Annotated in this window: 16 protein-coding genes; 9 read left to right on the top strand and 7 right to left on the bottom strand. The window is 69.5% G+C overall.

The features are described from left to right. Nucleotides 1-134: 134 nt before the first annotated feature. On the top strand, nucleotides 135-1,169 hold the full coding sequence (locus tag IEY93_RS09000) for a family 2 encapsulin nanocompartment cargo protein polyprenyl transferase (protein ID WP_189162520.1): 1,035 nt from the start codon (nucleotides 135-137) through the stop codon (nucleotides 1,167-1,169). 139 nt (nucleotides 1,170-1,308) lie between these two features. On the opposite strand, the gene IEY93_RS08995 is transcribed toward IEY93_RS09000, so the two are convergent. After that, nucleotides 1,309-1,788: an ATP-binding protein gene (locus tag IEY93_RS08995; RefSeq protein ID WP_189162519.1), complete on the bottom strand. Its 480-nt coding sequence runs from the start codon at nucleotides 1,786-1,788 to the stop codon at nucleotides 1,309-1,311. Nucleotides 1,789-1,991: 203 nt separating this feature from the next. Here IEY93_RS08995 and IEY93_RS08990 point away from each other — a divergent pair, with 203 nt between their 5' ends. After that, complete coding sequence (locus IEY93_RS08990) at nucleotides 1,992-3,305, top strand: helix-turn-helix domain-containing protein (protein ID WP_189162518.1); 1,314 nt, start codon at nucleotides 1,992-1,994, stop codon at nucleotides 3,303-3,305. Between the two features lie 615 nt (nucleotides 3,306-3,920). Beyond that, nucleotides 3,921-4,733, top strand: coding sequence for a hypothetical protein (locus IEY93_RS08985; RefSeq protein ID WP_189162517.1), 813 nt, complete (start codon nucleotides 3,921-3,923; stop codon nucleotides 4,731-4,733). A gap of 412 nt (nucleotides 4,734-5,145) precedes the next feature. Here IEY93_RS08985 and IEY93_RS08980 read toward each other — a convergent pair whose 3' ends face one another. Then, on the bottom strand, nucleotides 5,146-5,562 hold the full coding sequence (locus tag IEY93_RS08980; RefSeq protein ID WP_189162516.1) for a MarR family winged helix-turn-helix transcriptional regulator: 417 nt from the start codon (nucleotides 5,560-5,562) through the stop codon (nucleotides 5,146-5,148). Next, nucleotides 5,559-7,001 carry an MFS transporter gene (locus IEY93_RS08975; RefSeq protein ID WP_189162515.1) on the bottom strand — a complete coding sequence of 481 codons (1,443 nt, stop codon included), beginning with the start codon at nucleotides 6,999-7,001 and terminating at the stop codon, nucleotides 5,559-5,561. The genes IEY93_RS08980 and IEY93_RS08975 overlap by 4 nt, the downstream gene beginning before the upstream one ends. A 357-nt stretch (nucleotides 7,002-7,358) precedes the next feature. Between IEY93_RS08975 and fdhA the strand changes: the two genes are divergently transcribed. After that, the gene (gene fdhA, locus IEY93_RS08970) at nucleotides 7,359-8,582 is read left to right on the top strand and encodes a formaldehyde dehydrogenase, glutathione-independent (protein ID WP_189162514.1); all 1,224 of its coding nucleotides are present in this window, start codon (nucleotides 7,359-7,361) and stop codon (nucleotides 8,580-8,582) included. 248 nt (nucleotides 8,583-8,830) lie between these two features. Here fdhA and IEY93_RS08965 read toward each other — a convergent pair whose 3' ends face one another. After that, nucleotides 8,831-10,861 carry a glycoside hydrolase family 6 protein gene (locus IEY93_RS08965; RefSeq protein ID WP_275412015.1) on the bottom strand — a complete coding sequence of 677 codons (2,031 nt, stop codon included), beginning with the start codon at nucleotides 10,859-10,861 and terminating at the stop codon, nucleotides 8,831-8,833. A 460-nt stretch (nucleotides 10,862-11,321) separates the two neighbouring features. On the opposite strand from IEY93_RS08965, the gene IEY93_RS08960 reads away from it, so the two are divergent. Then, nucleotides 11,322-11,702 carry a VOC family protein gene (locus tag IEY93_RS08960; RefSeq protein WP_229690994.1) on the top strand — a complete coding sequence of 127 codons (381 nt, stop codon included), beginning with the start codon at nucleotides 11,322-11,324 and terminating at the stop codon, nucleotides 11,700-11,702. Nucleotides 11,703-11,770: 68 nt separating this feature from the next. On the opposite strand, the gene IEY93_RS08955 is transcribed toward IEY93_RS08960, so the two are convergent. Next, a complete protein-coding gene (locus IEY93_RS08955) occupies nucleotides 11,771-12,307 on the bottom strand; it encodes a D-glycero-alpha-D-manno-heptose-1,7-bisphosphate 7-phosphatase (RefSeq protein ID WP_189162512.1) in 537 nt (178 codons plus the stop codon). 176 nt (nucleotides 12,308-12,483) lie between these two features. Next, nucleotides 12,484-14,682 carry a SpoIIE family protein phosphatase gene (locus tag IEY93_RS08950; protein ID WP_189162511.1) on the bottom strand — a complete coding sequence of 733 codons (2,199 nt, stop codon included), beginning with the start codon at nucleotides 14,680-14,682 and terminating at the stop codon, nucleotides 12,484-12,486. A gap of 92 nt (nucleotides 14,683-14,774) precedes the next feature. Here IEY93_RS08950 and IEY93_RS08945 point away from each other — a divergent pair, with 92 nt between their 5' ends. The 3 genes from IEY93_RS08945 to IEY93_RS08935 all read left to right on the top strand — a co-directional run bounded on the left by IEY93_RS08945 (nucleotide 14,775) and on the right by IEY93_RS08935 (nucleotide 19,226). Then, nucleotides 14,775-15,914, top strand: a complete 1,140-nt coding sequence (locus IEY93_RS08945) for a sulfotransferase family protein (RefSeq protein WP_307837596.1) — start codon at nucleotides 14,775-14,777, stop codon at nucleotides 15,912-15,914. Next, the gene (locus IEY93_RS08940) at nucleotides 15,911-17,101 is read left to right on the top strand and encodes a glycosyltransferase family 4 protein (RefSeq protein ID WP_229690993.1); all 1,191 of its coding nucleotides are present in this window, start codon (nucleotides 15,911-15,913) and stop codon (nucleotides 17,099-17,101) included. The genes IEY93_RS08945 and IEY93_RS08940 overlap by 4 nt, the downstream gene beginning before the upstream one ends. Nucleotides 17,102-17,294: 193 nt before the next feature. Beyond that, nucleotides 17,295-19,226 (top strand): Xaa-Pro dipeptidyl-peptidase, encoded by a 1,932-nt coding sequence (locus IEY93_RS08935; protein ID WP_189162509.1) that lies wholly within the window; start codon nucleotides 17,295-17,297, stop codon nucleotides 19,224-19,226. Nucleotides 19,227-19,377: 151 nt separating this feature from the next. Here the strand turns inward: IEY93_RS08935 and IEY93_RS08930 are convergent, their stop codons facing one another. Then, on the bottom strand, nucleotides 19,378-20,199 hold the full coding sequence (locus IEY93_RS08930) for an SAM-dependent methyltransferase (protein WP_189162508.1): 822 nt from the start codon (nucleotides 20,197-20,199) through the stop codon (nucleotides 19,378-19,380). Nucleotides 20,200-20,743: 544 nt separating this feature from the next. On the opposite strand from IEY93_RS08930, the gene IEY93_RS08925 reads away from it, so the two are divergent. Continuing rightward, nucleotides 20,744-21,544, top strand: coding sequence for a helix-turn-helix domain-containing protein (locus IEY93_RS08925; protein ID WP_189162507.1), 801 nt, complete (start codon nucleotides 20,744-20,746; stop codon nucleotides 21,542-21,544). Nucleotides 21,545-21,567 lie beyond the last annotated feature (23 nt).

Below are 21,567 nucleotides of genomic sequence, written 5' to 3'. Positions count from 1 at the left end.
AGGAACACACCGGGTGACGCCCCGGGGCCGCGCGCACGGCCCCGGGGCGCCGCCTCTCGCTGGACAACCACGGCAGGAAGGGGTGTCATGCGCATGATCGGCACCAAAGGCGAGGTCGGGAAGGAGCCAGGCGCATGGCAAGGACGGTGACCAGCGGTCGTACGGCCGCTGAAGTGCTCGCGTGGAGCCGCGACCTCACCGGGCCACCGATGCGGGCCGCGGTCGACACCCTGCCGCCGTCGATGCGGCGCATCGCCGGCTACCACTTCGGCTGGCTCGACGAGCACGGGCGGCCGGCGTCGGGCGGGGCGGGGAAGGCCGTCCGGCCCGCGCTGGTGCTGCTCGCCGCCGAGGCGGCCGGGGGCTCGGCCGAGGACGCCGTCCCGGCCGCGGTGGCGGTCGAGCTGGTGCACAACTTCTCTCTGCTGCACGACGACGTCATGGACGGCGACGCGACCCGCCGCCATCGGCCCACCGCCTGGAGTGTGTTCGGGGTCAGCGGGGCCATCCTCGCCGGAGACGCCCTGCTGACGCTGGCCTTCGACGTCCTCGCCACCGCCTCCTCCCTCCGTACCCCAGAGGCCGCGCGGGTGCTGAGCGCCGCGGTGCTCGACCTGGTGGAGGGCCAGAGCGCCGACACCTCCTTCGAGACCCGCGAGGAGGTCACTCTGCCCGAGGTGGTGGCCATGGCCGAGGGCAAGACCGGCGCGTTGCTGGCCACCTCCTGTGCGCTCGGCGGCCTGGCCGGCGGAGCCGGTGTCGAGCGGGTCGAGTGCCTGCGCGCGTTCGGCGCCCGGCTCGGCCTGGCGTTCCAGGTGGTGGACGACCTGCTCGGCATCTGGGGCGACCCCGCGGTGACCGGCAAGCCGGTCCACTCCGACCTGCGCAACCGGAAGAAGTCCCTCCCGGTGGTCGCCGCCCTGACCTCCGGCACCCCGGCCGGCGACGAGCTGGCCGCCTTCTACCGCCGCGAGCAGACGCCGTCCCCCGGTGAGCTGGCCCACGCCGCCGGCCTGGTCGAGGCCGCCGGCGGCCGGGCCTGGGCGCAGGCCTACGCCGACGAGCTGCTGGGTGAGGCCCTGGCCCACCTCACCGCCGCCACCCCCGCACCCCGCCCCGCCGCCGAACTCCACGCCCTGGCCCACCTCCTCACCCACCGCGACCACTGACCTCCGCCGCCATCGCTCAAAGGGCTCCACCGCGGGGAGAGAGCCCACCCCGGTCCGGCAAATCTGCCACGCACCTTCCGGCAGATCTGCCACGACAGCCACGGCGAACGGGCTCCAGGCTCGTCGTCCCGCCGGCGGGCTAACGGCCACCGGACGCGTTCCCAGACCGCTGCATGGGTTGGTCGTCCTGGTCAACTGACGCCTTGAGGGCACCGGACTCGCAGTCACGAGCGGAGAGCAGGAACCAGAGGACACATCGAGAGCCCTCCTCCGTGAAACCCCAGCGTACGGACAAGGTGCGTACCAACCGAATTCCGCGGCCGGAGGTTGCGGGCTCGTCGTCGCTACCAGTAGAGGAAAGAGCGGGAGTGGTCTGCGCGCCCTGATCGATCACCTCGATCCGCACATCGCCGTTCACCTCGATCCGCACACTCACCTCGATGCTGGTGGAGTCGGTGTGTACCAGGGAGTTGGTGACGGCCTCCGACAGCAGCAGTACCGCGTCGTCCCGGCGAGGATGACCGGCGAGGGCCTTGCTCAGCCAGTGCCGGGCCTCGCCCACGGAGGTCGGGGTGGCGGGAAAGGCGGTGGACTCCGTCCGCCGGTCGAAAATGGTCATCGAATCGTTCGTCCTTCTTGTGCGGGGAGAGAAATCGAAGGGCCACGCGGCACGGTGCCCCGACTGCGTCCGATCTCGCCGTTCACCAGCGTCACCGAACGTGTCGGTGCAATCATCTAGGGTGATCGGCGCTGGTCCCAGACAAAGAAGTGGGCGGGCAGTGGTCGCGCCGGACCACGCTCGCGAGAATCATGAGGGGTGTCATGAGCGCGGACCCGATCGACCCGCACGCCTCCCTCTGGCACCTTTTCGGCGCGGTCATGCGCCGCTGCCGGGAAGGAGAACGCAAAATTGCGCTGCGCAGAGCGGCAGCCGATCTTTACATCGACTTCTCCAACCTCGCCAAATGGGAGCGCGGCGAACGCACACCTCCACCGGACATGATCCAGCGCCTGGACCAGGTGTACGGCGCGCAGGGAATTCTGACCGCCCTTTATGGCATGCTGCTGCGCCTTAACGCCGTCGCCGAATCGGAACGGGTTAGCGCGGGTATGTCTCCGGCAACCCCCCGACATCGCGATGGAGACGATGACATGGAACGCCGGACCGCCCTTCAACTCCTCGCCGGACTCAGCACTGTCGGCGCCATCGGGGTCTCCGGCGAACCCGTACGCCAACTGCTCGACGCCTCCTTGGGGCAGGAATACCGCGCCATCGAAGAATGGGAAGTCGTCTGCGCCGACCACCTCCACGCCCTGCGTACCCGTCCTCCAGTACAGGTGGCCACCGACCTACTCGTCGACCTACTCGCGCTACGCCACCAAATCGACACCGCACCTCCCACCGTCGCCCCCGACCTGCACCGAGTCATGGCTGTGCTCGGTGACATCCACGCGAGCGCTCTGACTCGGCTTGGCGACCACGGAGCCGCGATCCGCTGGTGGCGGACAGCCCGTCAATCCGCCGACACCAGCGGCGATCTGGGATTGCGGCTACTGGTACGGGGAGACGAAGCAGGACATGGTCTGTACGGACAGCGTGCTCCAGAAACCGTGCTCCATCTTGTTCGCCAAGCCCAGCACCTGGCCGGCGGATCGACTGTTGATTTCCTGACCACGGAAGTAAAGGCCCTGTCCCTGCTTGGTCGGCATGACGAGGCGCTCGCCGCATTGAACACTCTGCACACGTTGGCGGAGAAGGGAGTGGCCGCAGACCGCTACGGCTTCTGGAGTCCTTCGCAGGTCCACTTCGCCGACAGTTGGGTGTACGCCGCCACGGGCCATGAGGCGAGGGCGGACACCGCCCGAGAGAGCGTCCTGCAGATCACGCGGGATTACCAGTACCGGGCGAACGTGCAGCTCCACGAGGCGCTCTGCATGGTGGTCCAAGGCGGTATCAATGAGGGCATGCGTCACGCGATGACGACGCTCGACTACCTTTCACCCGCCTACCGCAGCCGACACATCATCGAAACCGGCCGTATGGTGCGCCAGGCCGTACCACGCGACCGGCAGAGCCAGCCCTCGGTCACCGAGTTCCGCGTGCTACTCGCCCACCAGCCGACCATCAGCTCCTGATGCGCCCAGCGGTTGCACTTCAGCGCAATCATCATTCTTGGAGCAGTAGTTGCCTCCCTTGCTCGGCGGCGTCCCAGCAGACGGGACCCCACCGCCGTTTCGCCTTGAGCGGGGAGGCTGGTACCGCGAGATGGATCTTCATGTAACAGAGCAGAAAATCCACTCACGGCTCTCGCAGTCTCCCCGCCCGAGTGATTATGCTGCTGCTAGCCCTTGCATGCGGAGGTCAGCAGCATCGCTAGTGCTGAGGCCACCAACAGCAGGACGCAGAGACGGACGGTGCGGGGCGTGCTTCGAATCGTGTCCCGCACCGTCCGCGATACCTCGCGAATCACGACGATGCGCCAATCGTTCATTTCGGACATTGTTCACCTCCCTTGCAGGTAGGTGCATCTCGCCAACGAGCAGAACTCTAGCCGCTAACCCCCCAGGGCACTTTGATCAGTCAGTCGCCGGGCGACGGGATGGTTGAGTACGCATACCACTCGGATGGGTTGAGTTCATCCGCAAGTCAAAAGATGCGCCTCCCCGGCTCTGATGTGCCTGGATTCGACATGTACGATTTCGACACCCGGGTGCGAACTCTCGGGAAAAGGCGACGAGAAGAGTTCCTGAATGCATATCGATCTTGCTCGTGCCCGACTTGAGTCGGCGGCGAACTTCACACAACTCTCACCTGAGAGCCAAGCTGTAGTTAAACGTGCCATACGGACCGATTTCAGACAGTTTGAGCTTAAGGAGCCAAAGGGCACACTGGGCGTAGGACTGCATGTACTCACCTGCCAGCGAGAAGAAAAGAGCGTCGTAGAAAGAGTTGAACAAGTCAACATCTACACCCCGGAGAAAAGAAGTGTACCCCGCTTAACAAGCCGACTCCACGACGAACGTCATCAGGTTTGGGAGGTTCGACGCCATATTCATGGGAGTGCGCCCACGATTTGGGTGCACGAGCTCCCCGAAGAGGCGCTTAGAATATACCTTTACGTCCTGGCCGACTGGCTTGGCCCCGATGGGGCGAGTTTTCTCAAAGGAGGGAGCGTCAGCATAGAGAAGCTTTTGACGCAGGCGTTCTTTCAGACGGTAGATCTAGCCGGCACGACAGTACCCAGCCCCCCCACCAGCACCGACGAATCGAGTGATTCTGCAATAGCCGCACTCGAAGCCGAGATAATAGAGGAGCGCAGCTCGGGGGCCTCCACCAAGCGACTAAAAGAGCTGGCCGTAGCTCTATACTCAGAGGGCGGAACAAATATTCTTCGTATTAGTCGACTGACCGGTCTGGCAAGAGACACAATTTACAGAGCTCTTGATCAGCAAGATGTCAGGCCGATTAAAGAACGACTGCAGGTCGAGGTCCAGCGCGAGCAAAGCGAACACGAAAAGTTCGATCGGTTCATCGCCGATCTCATGCAAGGGCGAGCCAAATAACAATGACCCTGGCCGCGAATATCCCGTGATCCGAGCATGCTCGTCAGCCCTACCCGAAGGCCATCGGAACGAGACACAAGCGTGACGAAGAGCATTCGAGCGCGGCCAATCATCCACCACATTGGCTATGTCTTCGCTCGCGATCGGTTATGACGGCCACACACGCAATCATCAGATCGGACGTGCGCGGACGCTAAGCGATCTGAACCGCCTGGAAGCAGACGGGGCGTGCAGTTCCTGGCTCGTCGAGCATCTAGGGCACGACGGCGGGGTAGTCAAGGACTGCCTTGGTGCCATCGCGATGGCCGCCCGGTGCGATGAGTGCGCTGGTAGCCCCTGTACGGGTTGTCGTCACGGTTGCCGGGCAGTTTGGGGTGGACGCTCGCCGCGCCCCCGCGCCTCGTGGCGGGGATCATTTCACGAGGGTGGCGAGGATGCGGTCGAGGGTGGCGAGGTCGGCGGGGTCGAGGTCGAGCAGGGGCGGCGGGGGCTCGCCGAGGATGCGCTCGGCGATCTCGGCGGTCTTCTCGCCCTCGGGGGTGGCCGTCACGATCTTCTGACGGCGGTCGTCGGGGTGGACGTCGCGCACGACGAGGCCGCGGCGGACGAGGTCGTCGACCACGAGCGTGGTGTACGGGGCGTCGGTGGCCAGCACGGCCGCCAGCTGCCGCATGGTCATGGGCGCCGCGGCCAGGTGGCGCAGCGCCTTGGCCCGGATGAAGCTCATGTCGAGGGCGGCGGTGACCTCCTTGCGGCGGTCGTACCGCTCAAGCACGAGTGTGCGCAGGCCTCGCCAGACACGGGCGGCCATCTGGGGGTCGTGGCTCATTGCGTGACCGGGATCCTCGTGTCGTCGACGGAGAGGTGCGCCGCGGTCCGCTCCGCGGTGCCCTTCGCCCATCTGCCCGTGGTGATGATACCCAGGACGAGCACGAGCGTCCCGTACCCGGCGATGATCCACCAGCCCGCTCGACCGGCCGTGGCGAAGCTCTCGCGCAGCGATCCGGACAGCCCGGTGGCGAGCACCGAACCGGCCACGGCGACGCCGAGCGACTGGCCGACCTGCCGGCTGGTGGAGGCGACGGCCGCGGCGACGCCGGCCTGGGAGAGCGGCATGCCGGAGACGGCCGTGTTGGTGATGGGGGCGTTCACCATGCCCGAGCCGAGGCCGAAGACGGTGTAGCTCGCGAGGACCCACAGCAGCGAGGTGTCCGGAGTGAGCCGGGTGAGCATCAGGCCGCCCACGGTGAGTGCCACCCCGGCGATGATCAGGGACGGCCGTGGCCCGCGCTCGCCGACCAGCCGGCCGGACAGCGGCGCGCCGACCAGGGTCAGCACCGCGATCGGCAGTGTGCACAACCCCGCCTGGAACGGGGAGAGGCCGCGCACGTCCTGCAGGTACAGGGTGTTGAGGAACAGGAAACCGCCGTAGGCCGCGAACGCGCTCACCGCGATGACCGACGCGCCGGAGAACGGGGCACTGCGGAAGAACCGCAGGTCGATGAGGGGCTCCGTACGGCGGCGCTCGTAGGCGATCAGCCCGGCGAACCCCGCGGCGGCGGTGAGCACGATCCCGGCGATCAGCGGCGAGCGCACTCCCAGGCCGGGTGCCTCGATGATGGCGAACGTGAGCGAGGCCAGGGTGACGATGACCAGCACCTGCCCCACCGGGTCGAGGCGGCGTGGGCGGGCCGCACGGGACTCGGGCACGAACAGGGCGGTGAGCACCAGCGCGGCCAGCGCGACCGGCACGTTGATCCAGAAGATGGCGCGCCAGCCCACCGAGTCGATGAGCGCGCCGCCGACGAGCGGGCCGAGGCCGATGCTGATGCCGACCACACCGCCCCACACGCCGATGGCGCGGGCGCGTTCTCTGCGGTCGGTGAAGGTGTTGGTGATGATCGACATGGCCACGGGGTTGAGCATCGAGCCGCCGATGGCCTGCAGCACGCGGAAGGCCACCAGCCAGCCGAGGCCGGGGGCGAGGCCGCACAGGGCCGAACCCGCCGCGAACACCACCAGGCCGATCTGGAACGTGCGCCGGCGGCCGATGCGGTCGCCGGTGGAGCCGGCCAGGAGCAGGAGGCCGGCCAGCACGAGGGTGTAGGAGTCGATGGTCCACTGCATGCCCGACACCGGCGCGCGCAGGTCACGTGCGATCGCGGGGAGGGCGACGTTCACGATGGTGTTGTCGATCCCGACGAGGAACAGGCTCATGCAGCAGATGATCAGGACGAGTATCCGCCTGCGGCGGCTGAGCTCCGGCACGTCTGCCCCTTAGTTGTACGGATACAATCTTTTCAATAGTACAACCAACGTCGCCGATAGCCTGATTTATGCCCATGAACTGCGGATATAACAAGCGCAGCGCGGGAAGGACGACCATCGTGGGGTGGGCGACGACCGGCCATCCACGGCGGACCCCGTTCCCGGACGTCCGCCGGGGTGGCGCACAGCGCGTTCAGGCCGGGCTCCGCCGTCGCCACGCTCCAGGGGGACGGCTGCCTGCCTCGCCGTGGCCGCGGCCGATCTCGTCCGGACGCGGCCACGGCATCGCCCGTGCCGCCGTCCCCCACCCGGCTCGTGGGCGCTCCCGGTCGCGCCCCGGGTGAGGAGGCGAGCGAGATGCCCGGTAACAAGGCCGTGGCCTACCTAGGGCCCGGCAGGGTCGAGGTGCGGGACACCGACTACCCCGAGTTCGAGCTGAAGGACGGGCCGGGCGTCAACCCGGCCAACATCGGCCGCAAGGTCCGGCACGGCGCGATCGTGAAGGCCATCGCGACCAACATCTGCGGCAGCGACCAGCACATGGTCCGGGGACGCACCACGGCGCCCCCCGGGCTCGTCCTCGGACACGAGATCACCGGCGAGGTCGTGGAGACCGGCCCGGACGTCGAGTTCGTCAGGACCGGCGACCTGGTGTCGGTCCCGTTCAACATCTCCTGCGGCCGGTGCCGCAACTGCAAGGCCGGCCGGACCGGCATCTGCGAGAACGTCAACCCCGACCGGCCCGGCGCGGCCTACGGATACGTCGACATGGGCGGCTGGGTGGGCGGGCAGGCGGAGTACGTGCTGGTGCCCTACGCCGACTGGAACCTGCTCCGCTTCCCCGACAGGGACCAGGCGATGGAGAAGATCCTCGACCTGGCCATGCTGGCCGACATCTTCCCCACCGGCTACCACGGCTGCGTCACCGCCGGAGTGGGGCCCGGCTCGGTCGTCTACATCGCCGGGGCGGGCCCGGTGGGCCTGGCCGCCGCGGCCTCGGCGTTCCTGCTGGGCGCCGCCGTGGTGATCGTCGGCGACCTGAACGGAGACCGTCTGGCGCAGGCGCGCGGCTTCGGCTGCGAGACGGTCGATGTGTCGCAAGGCGAGCCGAAGGACCAGATCGAGCAGCTCCTGGGTTTCCCGGAGGTGGACTGCGCCGTGGACGCGGTCGGTTTCGAGGCCCACGGGCACGGCGCCGAGGCCGCGACCGAACGCCCGGCGACCGTGCTGAACAGCCTGATGGACCTCACCCGGGCGGGCGGCTCCATCGGCATCCCCGGTCTCTACGTCACCGGCGACCCGGGGGCCGCGGACGAGGCGGCCCGCCAGGGAGCGCTGTCGCTGCGGCTGGGTCTCGGCTGGGCCAAGTCGCACGCGTTCTTCACCGGCCAGTGCCCGGTGATGCGGTACAACCGGCAACTCATGATGGCGATCCTGCACGACCGGGTACGGATCGCCGACGCGGTCAACGCGACGCCCATCCCGCTCGACCAGGCCCCGCAGGGGTACGCCGACTTCGACAGGGGCGCGGCGCGCAAGTTCGTCCTGGACCCGCACGGCATGCTGACACGACGGTCATGAGCCCGGACGCCGGGCCCGCGGGCGCACCAGAGAGGGCCGAGACCGGCGATGCGCAGCCCGAGAGGCGGCTGGACGAGGGCCGGAACGCCAGTGGTCCCGCCCTCCGGGGGACCCCCTGTCCGGAGTGCGGGACCACTTGGTCGTGCGGTGTTGGTTGCGGGCCCCGCCCCGGCTGTCGTGAGCCTGGGCAGGGTCCGCGGTCTTGGGTGATCACCTGATCAGGCGGACCCGATCAGGTGATCATGCGATCAGTTGATCGGCGGGTAGGCGTTGGCGAGCAGCTGGCGGAACTGCGCCGAGAACCACTTGCCGGAGATCGGGGCGTTCGGGAGAGCGCCGGTCCGGTTGTTACCGTTGCGGTCGTTACCGGTGTAGGTCGGGTCGCACATCCGGTCGAAGCCCTTGCCCTCGTTGTTCGGGATCTCCTCGCTGGCGCCGTCCGACTCGCCCGGCGGCTTGATCCAGACGTAGGCGTCCAGACCGGTCGCGGGGTTCGCCCGCGGCCGCTCGCCCATGCCCGCACCGCTCTGGTTGCACCAGTTGCCGGCGTGGATACGACGGTCGACCCGGGAGTCGTTCACGAAGGTGTCGACGTTGGTGCTGGTGCTGGGCGCGGCCGGCCTGGCGGAGCCGCCCCAGCCGTTGCGCGAGGTGTCGATCAGCATGCCGATGTTGGAGTTGAAGCCCTGCGAGACCAGTTCCTGGCGGAACGCCTGGGCGTAGCCGAGCTCATCGACGTAGTAGTTCCAGTCCACCCACTTGGACTGACGCACCGACTGGCCGTTCACCTGGGTGTTGATGGTGAAGTGCGGCTCCTGCAGCGCGGAGTAGTTGGCGGTGTTGGTGATGAAGCCGTCCACGCTGGCGAAGCCGGCGGTGGTGCCGCGCACGGTCTCGGCGAAGAGCTGGGCGGAGGGACGGAAGTTGCTGTCCCAGCCGAGCCAGCCGTGGTGCCCGGCGTCGACGTAGGTGTAGACGTTCTGGATCGCGTGCAGCTTGTTCAGCGCGTACCGCACGCCGTCGACGTAGGCGCCGCTGGACTTGGCCTCAGCGCACGCCGCCAGGTTGGTGTTGGTCACCAGGTTGGGCAGCGAGTCGATCTCAACGATCGTCACGATGCGCAGGTTGGAGTACTTCGAGTCGCCCAGGATGGCGGCGATCGGGTCGATGTACTCGGTCTTGTACCGGGCGAGACCGTTCTCCGAGATCTTCAGCTCACCGTTGGAGGCGAGAGCGGAGCAGTCGCGGTTCGGCAGGTTGTAGATGACGAACTGGATCGTCAGCGGGGTGCTGCCGTTGGCGGCGTCCTGCTGCACGGCCGCGTCGAGGTGCGCGCGCACGCCCTTGGCGCTGGAGGAGCCCTCGATGGCCGCGATGCGGTCGATCCACACGCCGGTCGAGACGTTGGCGACGGCGGAGCCGCCCGGCTCTGCCGCGGCCTGGGTCGACCAGTCGCTGTTCACGTAGCCGGTCGCACCCGCGTACGGGTTGTCGACGTGCCCGGGGTTGGTGCCGCCGTCGTTGTCGGCCTCGGTCGCGGTCACGTTGACCGACGTGAGACCGGAGGATGCGACGGAGATCGACCGCGTGCCGCTGGTCGTGTCGCTGTCCTCACGGGCCGACAGGGTCACGTTCTGCGCCGTGTTCCAGTTCGACGAGGTGAAGGTCAGGCTGGACCCGCCGGTCACGGTGATGTCGCTGTCGCCCGAGCCCGCGGTCGAGGTGACCGTCACGTTCGAGCTGGGCTGCCGCGCCAGGCGCACGCCGTAGGTGGCGGTGCTGCCCTCGGGAACGGTCACCGAGGTGGGGCTGACGACCAGCGCCTGCTGCCCCGGCGAGGGGGACGGCGACGGGGACGGCGAGGGGCTCGGCGAGGGGGAGGGACTCGGCGAGGGGTTGGAGCCGCCGTTGCAGGTCGTGCCGTTGATGGCGAAGCTGGTCGGGCTGGCGTTCGAGCCGCTGAAGGTGCCGTTGAACCCGAGGGTCCACGAGGCACCGGAGCCCTGGCTGCCGTTGTAGGACTCGTTCCGCACGGAGACGTTGGAGCCCGACTGCGACCACTGGCCGCTCCAGCCGTTGGACACCCGCTGACCGTTGGGGAAGGCGAAGGTCAGCGTCCAGTTGCTCAGCGCGTCACCGAGGTTCTTGACGGTGATGTTGGCGCCGAACCCGCCGCCACCTTCCCAGGACTTGGTATAGGTGACATCACAGGCGACCGCGGCGTTGGCCGAGGTCTGTCCGGCGGCGAGGCCGATGCCGGTGAGCACAAGGGCTGTCACCGCCGTCAGTCCTCGTCGCCAGTAACTCTTTCGGGGGCCCATTGTCTGTTTCTTCTCCCTCATGAAACTGATGGGGTCGCCGCCTTCTTGAGGCGGCCAAGCAGCACCCAGCACGACGTCGGCGGTGGGAGCGCTCCCATCGTCTGAGTGTTTCGACAGGATGTACAGCACATTGCGCGACGCCTCCCCCGGCACGCCAGCCTGTGCCATCGACCTCCGCGTACATACGCACAATGACCTCGGCAAACCCGCACCTCGCTCCGGCCGTGGAACACGGAGGTCGATGAAACATTCATCTAGATCGGGGGTCATCGCCGGATCTTTCCCATGGTCATCCGCCCACGGCCGTCCCACCGGCGACCGCCGCGCCCGTACCGATCGCCGCCACGCGCTCGGGCCGCCGTAGGTGGCCGGCCGAAGCGGTAGGGTCGCCAGTGATCACGCCCCCGAGGAGGCCGGGATGACGGACCTGCCGCGCATGTCGTTGTCGGGCATCGTGCTCGGCGCGCCCGACGCCCGCGAGCTGGCCGCCTTCTATCGCAGGCTCCTCGGCTGGGATGTCACACAGGACGAGCCCGACTGGGTGAAGCTCGTCCCGCCCGGTGGCGGTCCCGGCCTGTCCTTCCAGACCGAGGCCGTCTACGTCCGTCCCACCTGGCCGGCCGGGCCGGGAGACCAGCAGATGATGATCCACCTGGACATCGAGGTCGACGACCTGGACGCCGCCGGAGCACACGCCGCCGCCGCGGGCGCGACCCTCGCCGGCTTCCAGCCGCAGGACGACGTGCGGGTGTACCTCGATCCCGCCGGCCACCCTTTCTGCCTGTTCCTCGCCGACTGACGGCGTTCGCCGCCCCGCCGGCCGGCGTTCCGGAGCACACCTGAGGTCCGGGCCGCGCGGACGCGTCCTCATCGCGGGCTCGGCGCAGGCGCCAGGATGCGGCGGACGGCGTCGGCGAGGTCCCGGGCGACCTCGGGTGCGGCGGCGACCTCCTCCGGAAGCGTCACCGGGGTGGGGACCAGGATGGCCCTCGCCCCGGCCGCGCGAGCGGCGGCCACGTCACGGCCGATGTCGCCAACCACCACGCACGCGGCGGGGGCCACGCCGAGCGCGCCGGCCGCCCGGATGATCAGGCCGGGCCGGGGCTTGCGGCAGTCGCACCCGTCGCCGTCGTCGTGCGGGCACACCGCCCAGACGCCGAACGGGCCGAGCAGCTCCTCCACCCGGGCGTTCACCCGGCGCAACGCCTCCGCGCCGATCAGTCCCCTGGCCACCCCCGCCTGGTTGGTGACCACGCCGAGGGCCAGCCCCGCCTCGCGCAGCCGGTCCAGCGCGGCACGCGCCCCCGGCATCGGGCGCACCAGACCGGGGTCGGCGTTGTACGGGACGTCCTCGACCAGCGTGCCGTCTCGGTCGAACAGCACCGCGTCGGGGCGAAGGTCCATGGGCACCGGCCACCTCCAGCGGACGTCTGCCCCTTCCAGGCGAGCACAAAACGATCACTTCCGCCAGGTGACCACCCCGGCCGGCATCGGTTTCGGCCGGGCCTCGTCCGAGGACCGCGCCGAGGAGGGAAAAGCGGTGACCCGATCTCTCATGTCCCATGGCCCAAGTGGCCGGCTCAGGTGGTGAAGATGTCGAGCCAGACGGTCTTGCCCCGGCCGCTCGGCGAGTTGCCCCACGTCGCGGCCAGCCCGCTGACGATGATCAGGCCGCGGCCGTGCTCGGCGACGGCGTTGGCCTCCTCGGACAGGACGATCGGCTCGGGGACCGCCGGGTTGGGGTCGGTGTCCCTGACCTCCAGGTGGATGCGGTCGGGATATTCGCGCAGCCGGACCTCCACGTCGCTGTCGGCGTGGGTGAGCGCGTTGGTGACCACCTCGGAGGCCATCACTTCCAGGTCGTCGGCCAGCTCCTCCAGGCCCCACTCGCGCAGGTGGCGCCGCACGAACCTGCGGGCCGCCCGCACTCCCTGCAGGTCGTGCCGCTGGATGGCCATGCGGTCGATACGGCAGCGCTCGCCGCTCGGATATCCCTCGTACCGGGCCAGCAGGACGGCGATGTCGTCGCGGCGCGTCTCGTGGTCGGGGGCGACGGCGATGACCCGGTCGGCGATGCGCTCCAGGGACGTCTCGCCCTGCTCGACCGACCCCAGCAGCGCGTGGGCGCTCATCACCGGGTCGCCGTTCGCCGGACGGGCGAGCCCGTCGGTGTAGAGCATGAGCAGCGCGCCCTGGCGCAGGACGATCTCGGCCGTGCGGTACGCGCCGTTCATCGGCACGCCCAGCGGCACGTTCGCCGGGACGTCGGGCACGGTGATCGTGCCGTCCGGCTCGCGCACCAGTGGGACCGGATGGCCGGCGAGCGCCACCTCGGCGCTCCCGGTCTGCGGGTCGATGCGCACGAAGCAGCAGGTGGCGAGCAGGTCGGTGTCGAGGTCGGCGAGCAGGTCGCTGGAGCGGGCGAGCACGCCGGCCGGGTCGTGCCCCTCGGCGGCGTAGGCGCGCAGGGCGCTGCGCAACTGCCCCATGACCACCGCGCTGTCGATGTCGTGGCCTTCGACGTCCCCCACCACCAGGCCGATGCGGTCACCGGGCAGGCAGACCGCGTCGTACCAGTCGCCGCCCATTCCGGTGGCGGTGGGCGCGCAGAGGTAGCGAGCGGTGGTGACCACCTGCGGCAGTTCCCCCAGGGTTCGCGGAAGCAGTCTCTTCTGCAGGCCCTGGGCGAGAGCCCGTTCGTTCTCGCCGCGCTGCGCCCGCTCCACCGCCAGGCCGATCTGGTCGCTCATCATCACCAGGACGGACCGCTCCTCGGCGTTGAACCGCCGCGGCTCCGAGAAGCCGAGGACGCAGGCGCCGACCGGCGCGGCGCGCGACCCGACCGGCAGCACGGCGAGAGCCTGCGCGCCGGGGGCCGTGCCGTGCGAATAGGACGACAGCTCCTCCGGATCGGTGAGGAACAGCGGGGTACCCGTGCGGATCACGTCCGTACAGGGACTGGAGTCGGGCAGCCGGAGGTCCTGTATCTCGTCGTTCAGCCCGGGCAGGCTGCCGGCGTGCCCGTCGATGCGCAGCCGTCCCTCTCTGAGAGTGGCCAGGGTGAGGCAGCGGGCGCCGAACGGCACCAGCATCCGCTGCCCGGCGACCTCGACGATCTCCCGCAGGCTGCTGGCCTCGTTGAGCGCCCGGGTCAGCTTGTACACCTGGTACATGAGCGACGTGCCGTACGACCCGGGCACCTCGGGCAGGCCCCAGCCCGGCTCCCGGCCGGCGCTGTCGTAGATCGGCACGATCACGGGCGCGCGGGGTGCGGTGAGCGGGGCGCCGCGAGCCGCGAAGCCGGCCAGCTCGCCCGCCAGGCCGCCGGCGATGCAGGTCAGGCGCCGCATGTCCTCCTCCGGCAGCCGTCGCCGCCGCGGCGGCACCCAGACGAGGGTGAGCGTTCCGTAGCGGCCCTCCGAGGTGGACAGCGGCACGGCGACGGTCGAGTACGGGAACGGGATCAGCGGCACGATCTGTACGCCGGGGTGGCTGGCCTCCGGGTCTCCCGAGTTCACCGGCTCCAGCAGGCGGAAGGCCAGTGAACTGGCGTAGGGGCCGTCCACCGGCATGCGATCGGGCATGGCGAAGACGGCCGGAGGCGACCCGCACAGCACGGTCGCCGCCAGGTGCGTCCCGTCCTCGGTGAGCAGGTAGACCGCGCCGCAGTAGGCGCCGGTGCGCCGCACCGCCCGGCTGAGCGCAGCGCCGATGACGGCGTCCCGCTCCGGACCGGGCGACGGGACACCGGAGAGGTGGCGGTGGTTCTCGAGCGTCAACCCGCTCCCTTGGCGCTGGACGGCCTCCGTCCCGGCAAGGCGCGGCGAAGGCATACGGACTTCACTCTATCCGCGCAGGTCAGAGGGGCTCCATGGGCCCTGTCGGAGGCAGGGCGGCCGCGCCGCACCGCGATACCGGTTCCGGGTATGCGCACCGGCCCCACGGCCTCCTGCTCGCGAGGGCGTCACGCGTGTTCGCTCACCGGGGAGGGCGGGCGTTCTGTCGCCGAAATTCGCACCGATTCCGCGATTTCTGCGGGCTTTCGACGGACGCACGGATATCTGTCGGTGAACTCTCAGTGAACTGCCAGGAAGCGTGGGTAGCCTGCCACGACATGACATGGCACGGCAAAGTCAATCATGCGCTGACCAAATATGCGGGATTTCAGATCAAGAGAGTCGGGAAAGCGAAGAAAGGGTCTGGTCCGGGCGGCGGCGCATCCGCGTCCGCCGGTGACAGGCGGCTGGTCAGAGCGCCTGCGGACCCGGCGGACCGGCTGCTGGTGGCCCCGATCTTCATCCTCTCGCCGGTCAGATCCGGATCGACATTGCTGCGGGCGACGCTCAATGCGCATTCCATGCTGCACGCTCCCCACGAATTGCACGTACGGCGGCTGACCGTCGGTTTCGGCACCTCGCTCGCGCGGGAGGCGATGGAGGCGCTCGGCCACAATCAGGCCGATCTCGAACACCTCCTCTGGGATCGGGTACTGCACCGGGAACTGGTGCGCAGCGGCAAGCGATTCGTGGTGGACAAGACCCCCGCCAACGCCTTCGCGTTCCAGCGCATCGCCACCTGCTGGCCGGACGCGCGGTTCGTCTTCCTGCTGCGCCACCCCGCGTCCATCGCCCGGTCCTGGCACGAGGCGAGCCCCGGCAAACGGACGCCGGAGGAGGCGGCGCTGGACGCCCTGCGCTACATGAAGGCCGTCCAGCGGGCCAGAGAGGCCCTGCCCGGGCGTCCCACCCTGCGCTATGAGCGGCTGACCGGCGATCCCGAGGGAGAGTTGCGGCGTCTGTGCGCCGCGCTCGACGTCCCCTGGGAGCCGGGCATGCTGACCTACGGGCCGCAGGAGGTGCTGCGCAAGGGCCTCGGCGACTGGAAGGACAAGATCCAGAGCGGGGCCGTCCAGCCGGGGCGCGCCCTCCCGGCGCCCGAGGAGATCCCCGAGGTGCTGGTTCCGATCTGCCGCGAATGGGGCTATCTCCCGGACTCGGCGGAGCCCGCGTGAGGCCGCCCGTGCCCCCGCTCGCCCGCCCTGCCACGCCGGGGGAGGCGCGCCTGAGGATCCAGTACCTGCTCCTGCACGCCTACGGCGTCGGCGGCACCATTCGCACCGTCTTCAACCAGGCCAATGCCATGGCCGCCGCGGGCCACGAGGTCTCCATCGCCAGCGTCGTCCGCCGCAAGGACGAGCCGAGATTCCCGCTGGACCCACGGGTGGAGTTGCTGACCCTGAACGACCAGCGCTCGGGCGTGCCGGCCGACTCGCTGCCCCGCCGGGCCTGGCGCCGGATGCGCGGGAAGATCGTCCCGCTCGGCGAGTTCGCCGCCTCCTATTTCACCGAACGGGTGGAGAAGGCCGTCATCGACCACGTCGCGGCCCTGGACGGCGGTGTCCTGGTGACCACCCGCCCCGCGCTGAACCTCATCGCCGCCCGCCGCGCCGCCCCCGGCGTGCGCAAGGTCGCCCAGGAGCACATGAACCTCGCGACCCACCGCGATACGGTCCGCCGGGAGATCGCACGGCACTACCACGCCTTCGACGCCGTCGTCGTGCTCACCGAGACCGACCGGCGCGCGTACGAGCGGCTGCTGCCCGGCGTGCCGGTGGTGCGCATCCCGAACGCCGTGGACGTACGCGGCCGGGAGCCTTCCCGGCAGGAGAACCCGATCGTGGTCGCCGCCGGGCGGCTGGTGCGGCAGAAGGGCTTCGACCTGCTCGTCCCGGCGTTCGCCGAGGTGGCGCGGCGCCACCCGGACTGGCGGCTGCGCATCTACGGCACCGGCCCGAAGAAAGCCGAACTGGCCGGGTTGATCAGCGCACATGGCCTGCAGGACGTCGTGACGCTGATGGGCCACAGCACAGGGTTCGACGAGGCGCTGTCCGAGGCGTCGATCTTCGCGCTCAGCTCGCGGTTCGAGGGCCTGCCGATGGTGATGATCGAGGCCATGGCTCACGCCCTTCCGGTGGTCGCGTTCGACTGCCCGACCGGCCCGGCCGATGTGATCACCCATGGAGTGGACGGGTTGCTGGCCGGGCGCGAGGACGTGGCCGGGCTCGCCGCGGCCCTGGACCGCCTGATCACCGACACCGCCCTGCGCCGCCGCATGTCCACCGCCGCCCGGCTCGCCGTCCAGGACTACTCTCCCGAGATCGTGATGCCCCGCTGGGAGGCCCTGTTCCGCGGCCTGTGACGCCGCCCGCTCACACGCTCGGGGCCCCACGCACCGCACGCCGGCCGCTCGCGCTCCGCCGCGGCCGGCGGCCCGGTTCGTGGGCGCCATGTCACATGGCAGGACCAAGGTGGTGTCGAACCCGTATAGGGATCTTGTCGATATACCGACATTCCTGGAGATTGCGGTCAATCCCCCGCTCTAGGAGGCCCTCGTGCCACGAATACGAGCAACCCTCGCCGTCGCCGTCGCCGCCCTGACCGCGATGGGCGTCACCCCGGCGCAGGCGGACGCCGCCCCCACGATCACCGTCGAACAAGGACGCACCCAGCCGGTGTTCTCCTACGCCGACGCCGTCCGCGAGCACGTCTACGTCCAGTCGCCGGTGGACAGCGACGCGGACGGCCGTCCCGACCGCGTACGGGTGGACATCATCCGGCCCAAGGAGTCGGGCCCCGGTCTCAAGGTGCCGGCCATCATCGACGAGAGCCCGTACTACGACAACTCCGGGCGCGGCAACGAGTCGGAGCGCAAGATCTACGACGAGAACGGCGAACCGGCCAGGTTCCCGCTGTTCTACGACAACTATTTCGTGCCCCGCGGGTACGCCGTGCTGAACGTCGACATGATCGGGACCACCCGGTCCGACGGCTGCCCGGACGTCGGAGGCCGGGCCGACGTGCTCGGCGGCAAGGCCGTCATCGACTGGCTGAACGGCCGCGCCCCCGCCTTCCGCGAGGACGGCACGCCCGCGGCCGCCGACTGGAGCACCGGCAAGGCCGGCATGATCGGCAAGTCCTACGACGGCACGCTGGCCAACGCGGTCGCCGCGACCGGCGTCGAAGGGCTGGAGACCATCGTCCCGATCTCGGCGATCAGCTCCTGGTACAAGTACCAGCGCTCCAACGGGGTGATCTACAACTACAACTACATGTCCTACCTGTCGCGTGTGATCGACACCGACGGGCTCACCACGTGCGCGGCGAACCGAGCGCGGCTCGACGCCGGCGCCGACGACGCCACCGGCGACTACAACGCCTTCTGGGCCGAGCGCGACTACGTCGCCGGGTCGCTCGGCGACGTCTCCAAGGTCCACGCCAGCGTCTTCGTGGTCCACACCGTCAATGACCTGAACGTCAAGCCCGACCACTTCTCCACCTGGTGGCAGGCCCTCGCGGCGCGGGGCGTGCCGCGCAAGATCTGGGTCGGCAAGTACCAGCACGTGGACCCGTTCGACTTCGAGGGACGGCGTGAGATCTGGGTGGACACGCTGCACCGCTGGTTCGACCACTGGCTGCTCGGCGTGCGCAACGACGTCATGCGGGAGCCGCGCGCCGACGTGCAGGTCGGCCCGGCCGAGTGGATCAACCAGCGCGACTGGCCGGCGCCGATCAGCGTGGACGTGCCTCTGCGCCCCGCCGCCGACGGTTCGCTCGGCCTGCTCCCGGCCAGGAACGGCGCGACCGCCTCGTTCACCGACGTCCGCCAGTCCGAGGACGCGATGGTGGCCGACGTGGGCACCGCCAAGCCGGGGCGGGTGGCGTTCACGACCGGCGAACTGCCGTTCGACCTGCGGCTGTCGGGCACGCCGGTCGCGGACCTGCGGGTCTCGCTGGACGCGCCCACCGCGAACCTGACGGCTCTCCTCGTCGATTTCGGGGAGGAGAGCCGGATCGACTGGCGTCGCGGGCAGGGCATCACGACCCTGGCCGAGGAGGACTGCCACGGCGAGAGCACGGCCGCCGACGACGGCTGCTACAAGAAGACCGTCACGAACATGGCCACCCGGCCGCTGGAGATCGTCGCCCGCGGCTGGATCGACGCGCGCAACCGTGACTCGCTCACCAGTCCCTCCCCGATGACCCCCGGCGTCTCCGCGCGGATCAGGTGGAAGACCCTCCCGCAGGACTACACCTTCAAGAAGGGCCACCGCATCGCCCTGGTCGTCGCGGGGACCGACTCCAGCTACAGCGGCGAGCCGGCGACCGGCGCGACCGTGACATTGGACCTGCCGCGGAGCAAGGTGGAGATCCCGCTGGTGCTCGGCGCAGGCAAGGGCCTGGCCGACCGCGACCTGCCGAAGGGCGGCGGATGGCACGGCCCGCGCAAGGTGGAGCTCCCGGTGCCGGACAACCGCCTGTACTGATCGGCCGCAGCGGGGCACGGCTCGGCCCCCTCGGGCCCGGCGGCGCGCGCCGCCGGGCCCGCCCGTCTCTTCCCCGGTCCGGCCGGCCCCTCCGCCCGGGCCGGTACGGCACCCGCGCCACCCCGCCCGGCGCGGGAGCCGTACCGCCGGCTCAGCGCGGCACGCGCCCGACTCCGCCGAGCACCCGGAGGCCGGACGGCGGGCCGGGCTCGCCGTCCGGACGCCACTGCTGTACGTCCACCAGGCCCGGGCGGACGAACTCCAGCCCGTCGAACAGGGCGGAGATCTGTCCGGGGGTGCGGAACACCGCCGGGCACGCCGTCTCGTCGAAGATCTCCTGCAGCGCCCGCAGCGTCTCCGGCGCCGTTCCATCGTCGGCGCCGTGCGAGACGACCAGCAGGCTCCCGGGGACCATCAGCGTGCGGAAGACCCCCAGGATCGCCCGCGGGTTCTCCGGGAGGTAGTGCAGCAGCGACGTCGCCATCAGCGCGAACGGCCGGTCGAAGTCGACGAAGGGCCGCAGGGCGTGGACGATCCGCTCCGGGTCGCGGACGTCGCCCCAGACGAACTCGGCGCCCGGGCGCAGCGCCCGGCCGTAGGCCAGCACGACGGGGTCGATGTCGACGCCCACCACCGTGACCTCCGGGTCGGCCGTGCGTGCCACCTCGTCGAGATCCGGCGGCACCGGGATGCCGGGGCCGAGTTCGACGATCTGGCCGACCTCTGCCGCGCAGAACCGTGCGGCGCGCAGCGCGAAGGCGCGGCCCTCCTGCGCCAGCAGGTCGGCGTCCGGCAGCACCTCCCTGATCCGGGCGGCGGTCTCCCGGTCGGCGGCGAAGTTGTCCTTGCCACCGAGCAGGCAGTCGTGGATCCGCGCGCTGGTCGGCCGCGCGGGATCGATCCACCGGTCGGACGCCTCCTTCCGGCGCCACGCCGGCAGGAATGGCGAGGCCGTGACATGGCGGTCAATCATGATTTCCTCCGTCGATGTACGGAGCCGTCACCGCCGGACTCCTTCCCCCGTCGGCACTAACGGATTACCTCTTTCCTGCGATTCGGCCAGGAATCTATTGAGCGGCCGCGCCGGGCGACCGCGGACGGAAACCTCGATGACGTCGCGCGGGAAACGTGCGTCGCCGGGGAGTTGTGTGCCCGCTGAGCGGTGACGTCCACCGATCCAGCGCCGACGGGCCCACAACGCCCCCGCAATATCCGACATGTTCCCCATTCGTCCTTTAGGTCGACAAGTAGGATTTTGGCTGCTATCCCCGACATGGCTACCCCTGACAGGGACAGCGGACGCGGTCCGTGATCGGCCGATCGCGAGGTCAGCCGGATTTCGGCGATCCGACGACCACTCACGGTCACCGAACGACATTCAATAGGGCGGTATCCCGGTTGAATCTCCGGCCCGCGTCGCGCTTCTCCGGGAGTGCACGACATCTCCCGCACATGTCGCAATCGGTGCTTCAATTCCGTTTCGCCGACATAAGCGGCGATCTATACGCTATGGCAGCATGAGCAGCGTCCAGCCCCCTTCGTTCGGGGAATATGTGCGCCACCTGAGGTCGTCGCCCACCGCTCCCGGCTTCTCCCCCGGCCCGCCGGCCCGCCGGCAACCACTCAGCCGCGAGAAGCTCGCCGTCGCGACCGGCATCAGCCAGAGCTACCTGACCAAGCTCGAACAGGAACGCAACATCCACCCCTCCCCAGAGGTGGTGGACCAGCTCGCCACCGCGCTCGAGGTGAACGCGGTGGTCAGGAAGCACATGCACGACCTGGTGGCCTACACCCAGGCCAGGCCGGTCGGCGGGGCCGCCCCCGGGCCGCGCCCGGAGATCACCGCCGAGGAGCGCGAGCACATCGAGGCACTGCGCCCGAACCTCGCCGGCTGGGTCGACGACGCGTGGTGGGTGCTATACGGCAACGGGGAGTACAGCCGCATCTACCGGCGGCTGGACGAGGTGGGCAACGTGCTCATCTGGTTCTTCGCCGTCCCCGAGTCACGGAAGATCATGATCGAGTGGGAGGTCGAGGCGCGGCTGACGGTCGCCTGGCTGCGCACGCACATGGTCCAGCGGGCCGATGACCCGTCCTTCCCGAACGTCCTTGCGGAACTGTCGCGGTTCTCCGATTTCGTGAACATGTGGCGCCGGCAGGAGATCTTGATGGGCCGGCACACGCCGTACATGCGGGTGCGCGACCTGGACACCGGCGAGGAGCTGACCCTGCTGGCCAACGTGTACCGCCATCCCGATCCGACACGGGGCGTTCAGCTCTATATCGGGTCGCGGCATGAGAGCAAAGAACACCGCTAGATCCACCGTCTCAGCCCTTTTAG

The sequence above is a fragment of the Sphaerisporangium melleum genome (assembly GCF_014646695.1).
Taxonomy (GTDB): Bacteria; Actinomycetota; Actinomycetes; order Streptosporangiales; family Streptosporangiaceae; genus Sphaerisporangium; species Sphaerisporangium melleum.
Note: the sequence above shows the minus strand (reverse complement) of the source record. Positions and strands in the feature narration are given on the sequence as shown.

Bases quoted from the DNA above. Each gene is read 5' to 3' on its own strand.
- IEY93_RS08990 (WP_189162518.1), top strand. From the start codon at position 1,992: ATGAGCGCGGACCCGATCGACCCGCACGCCTCCCTCTGGCACCTTTTC.
- IEY93_RS08985 (WP_189162517.1), top strand. From the start codon at position 3,921: ATGCATATCGATCTTGCTCGTGCCCGACTTGAGTCGGCGGCGAACTTC.
- IEY93_RS09000 (WP_189162520.1), top strand. From the start codon at position 135: ATGGCAAGGACGGTGACCAGCGGTCGTACGGCCGCTGAAGTGCTCGCG.
- IEY93_RS08995 (WP_189162519.1), bottom strand. From the start codon at position 1,788: ATGACCATTTTCGACCGGCGGACGGAGTCCACCGCCTTTCCCGCCACC.
- IEY93_RS08945 (WP_307837596.1), top strand. From the start codon at position 14,775: ATGGGCCCTGTCGGAGGCAGGGCGGCCGCGCCGCACCGCGATACCGGT.
- IEY93_RS08955 (WP_189162512.1), bottom strand. From the start codon at position 12,307: ATGGACCTTCGCCCCGACGCGGTGCTGTTCGACCGAGACGGCACGCTG.
- IEY93_RS08930 (WP_189162508.1), bottom strand. From the start codon at position 20,199: ATGATTGACCGCCATGTCACGGCCTCGCCATTCCTGCCGGCGTGGCGC.
- fdhA (WP_189162514.1), top strand. From the start codon at position 7,359: ATGCCCGGTAACAAGGCCGTGGCCTACCTAGGGCCCGGCAGGGTCGAG.
- IEY93_RS08960 (WP_229690994.1), top strand. From the start codon at position 11,322: ATGACGGACCTGCCGCGCATGTCGTTGTCGGGCATCGTGCTCGGCGCG.
- IEY93_RS08980 (WP_189162516.1), bottom strand. From the start codon at position 5,562: ATGAGCCACGACCCCCAGATGGCCGCCCGTGTCTGGCGAGGCCTGCGC.
- IEY93_RS08925 (WP_189162507.1), top strand. From the start codon at position 20,744: ATGAGCAGCGTCCAGCCCCCTTCGTTCGGGGAATATGTGCGCCACCTG.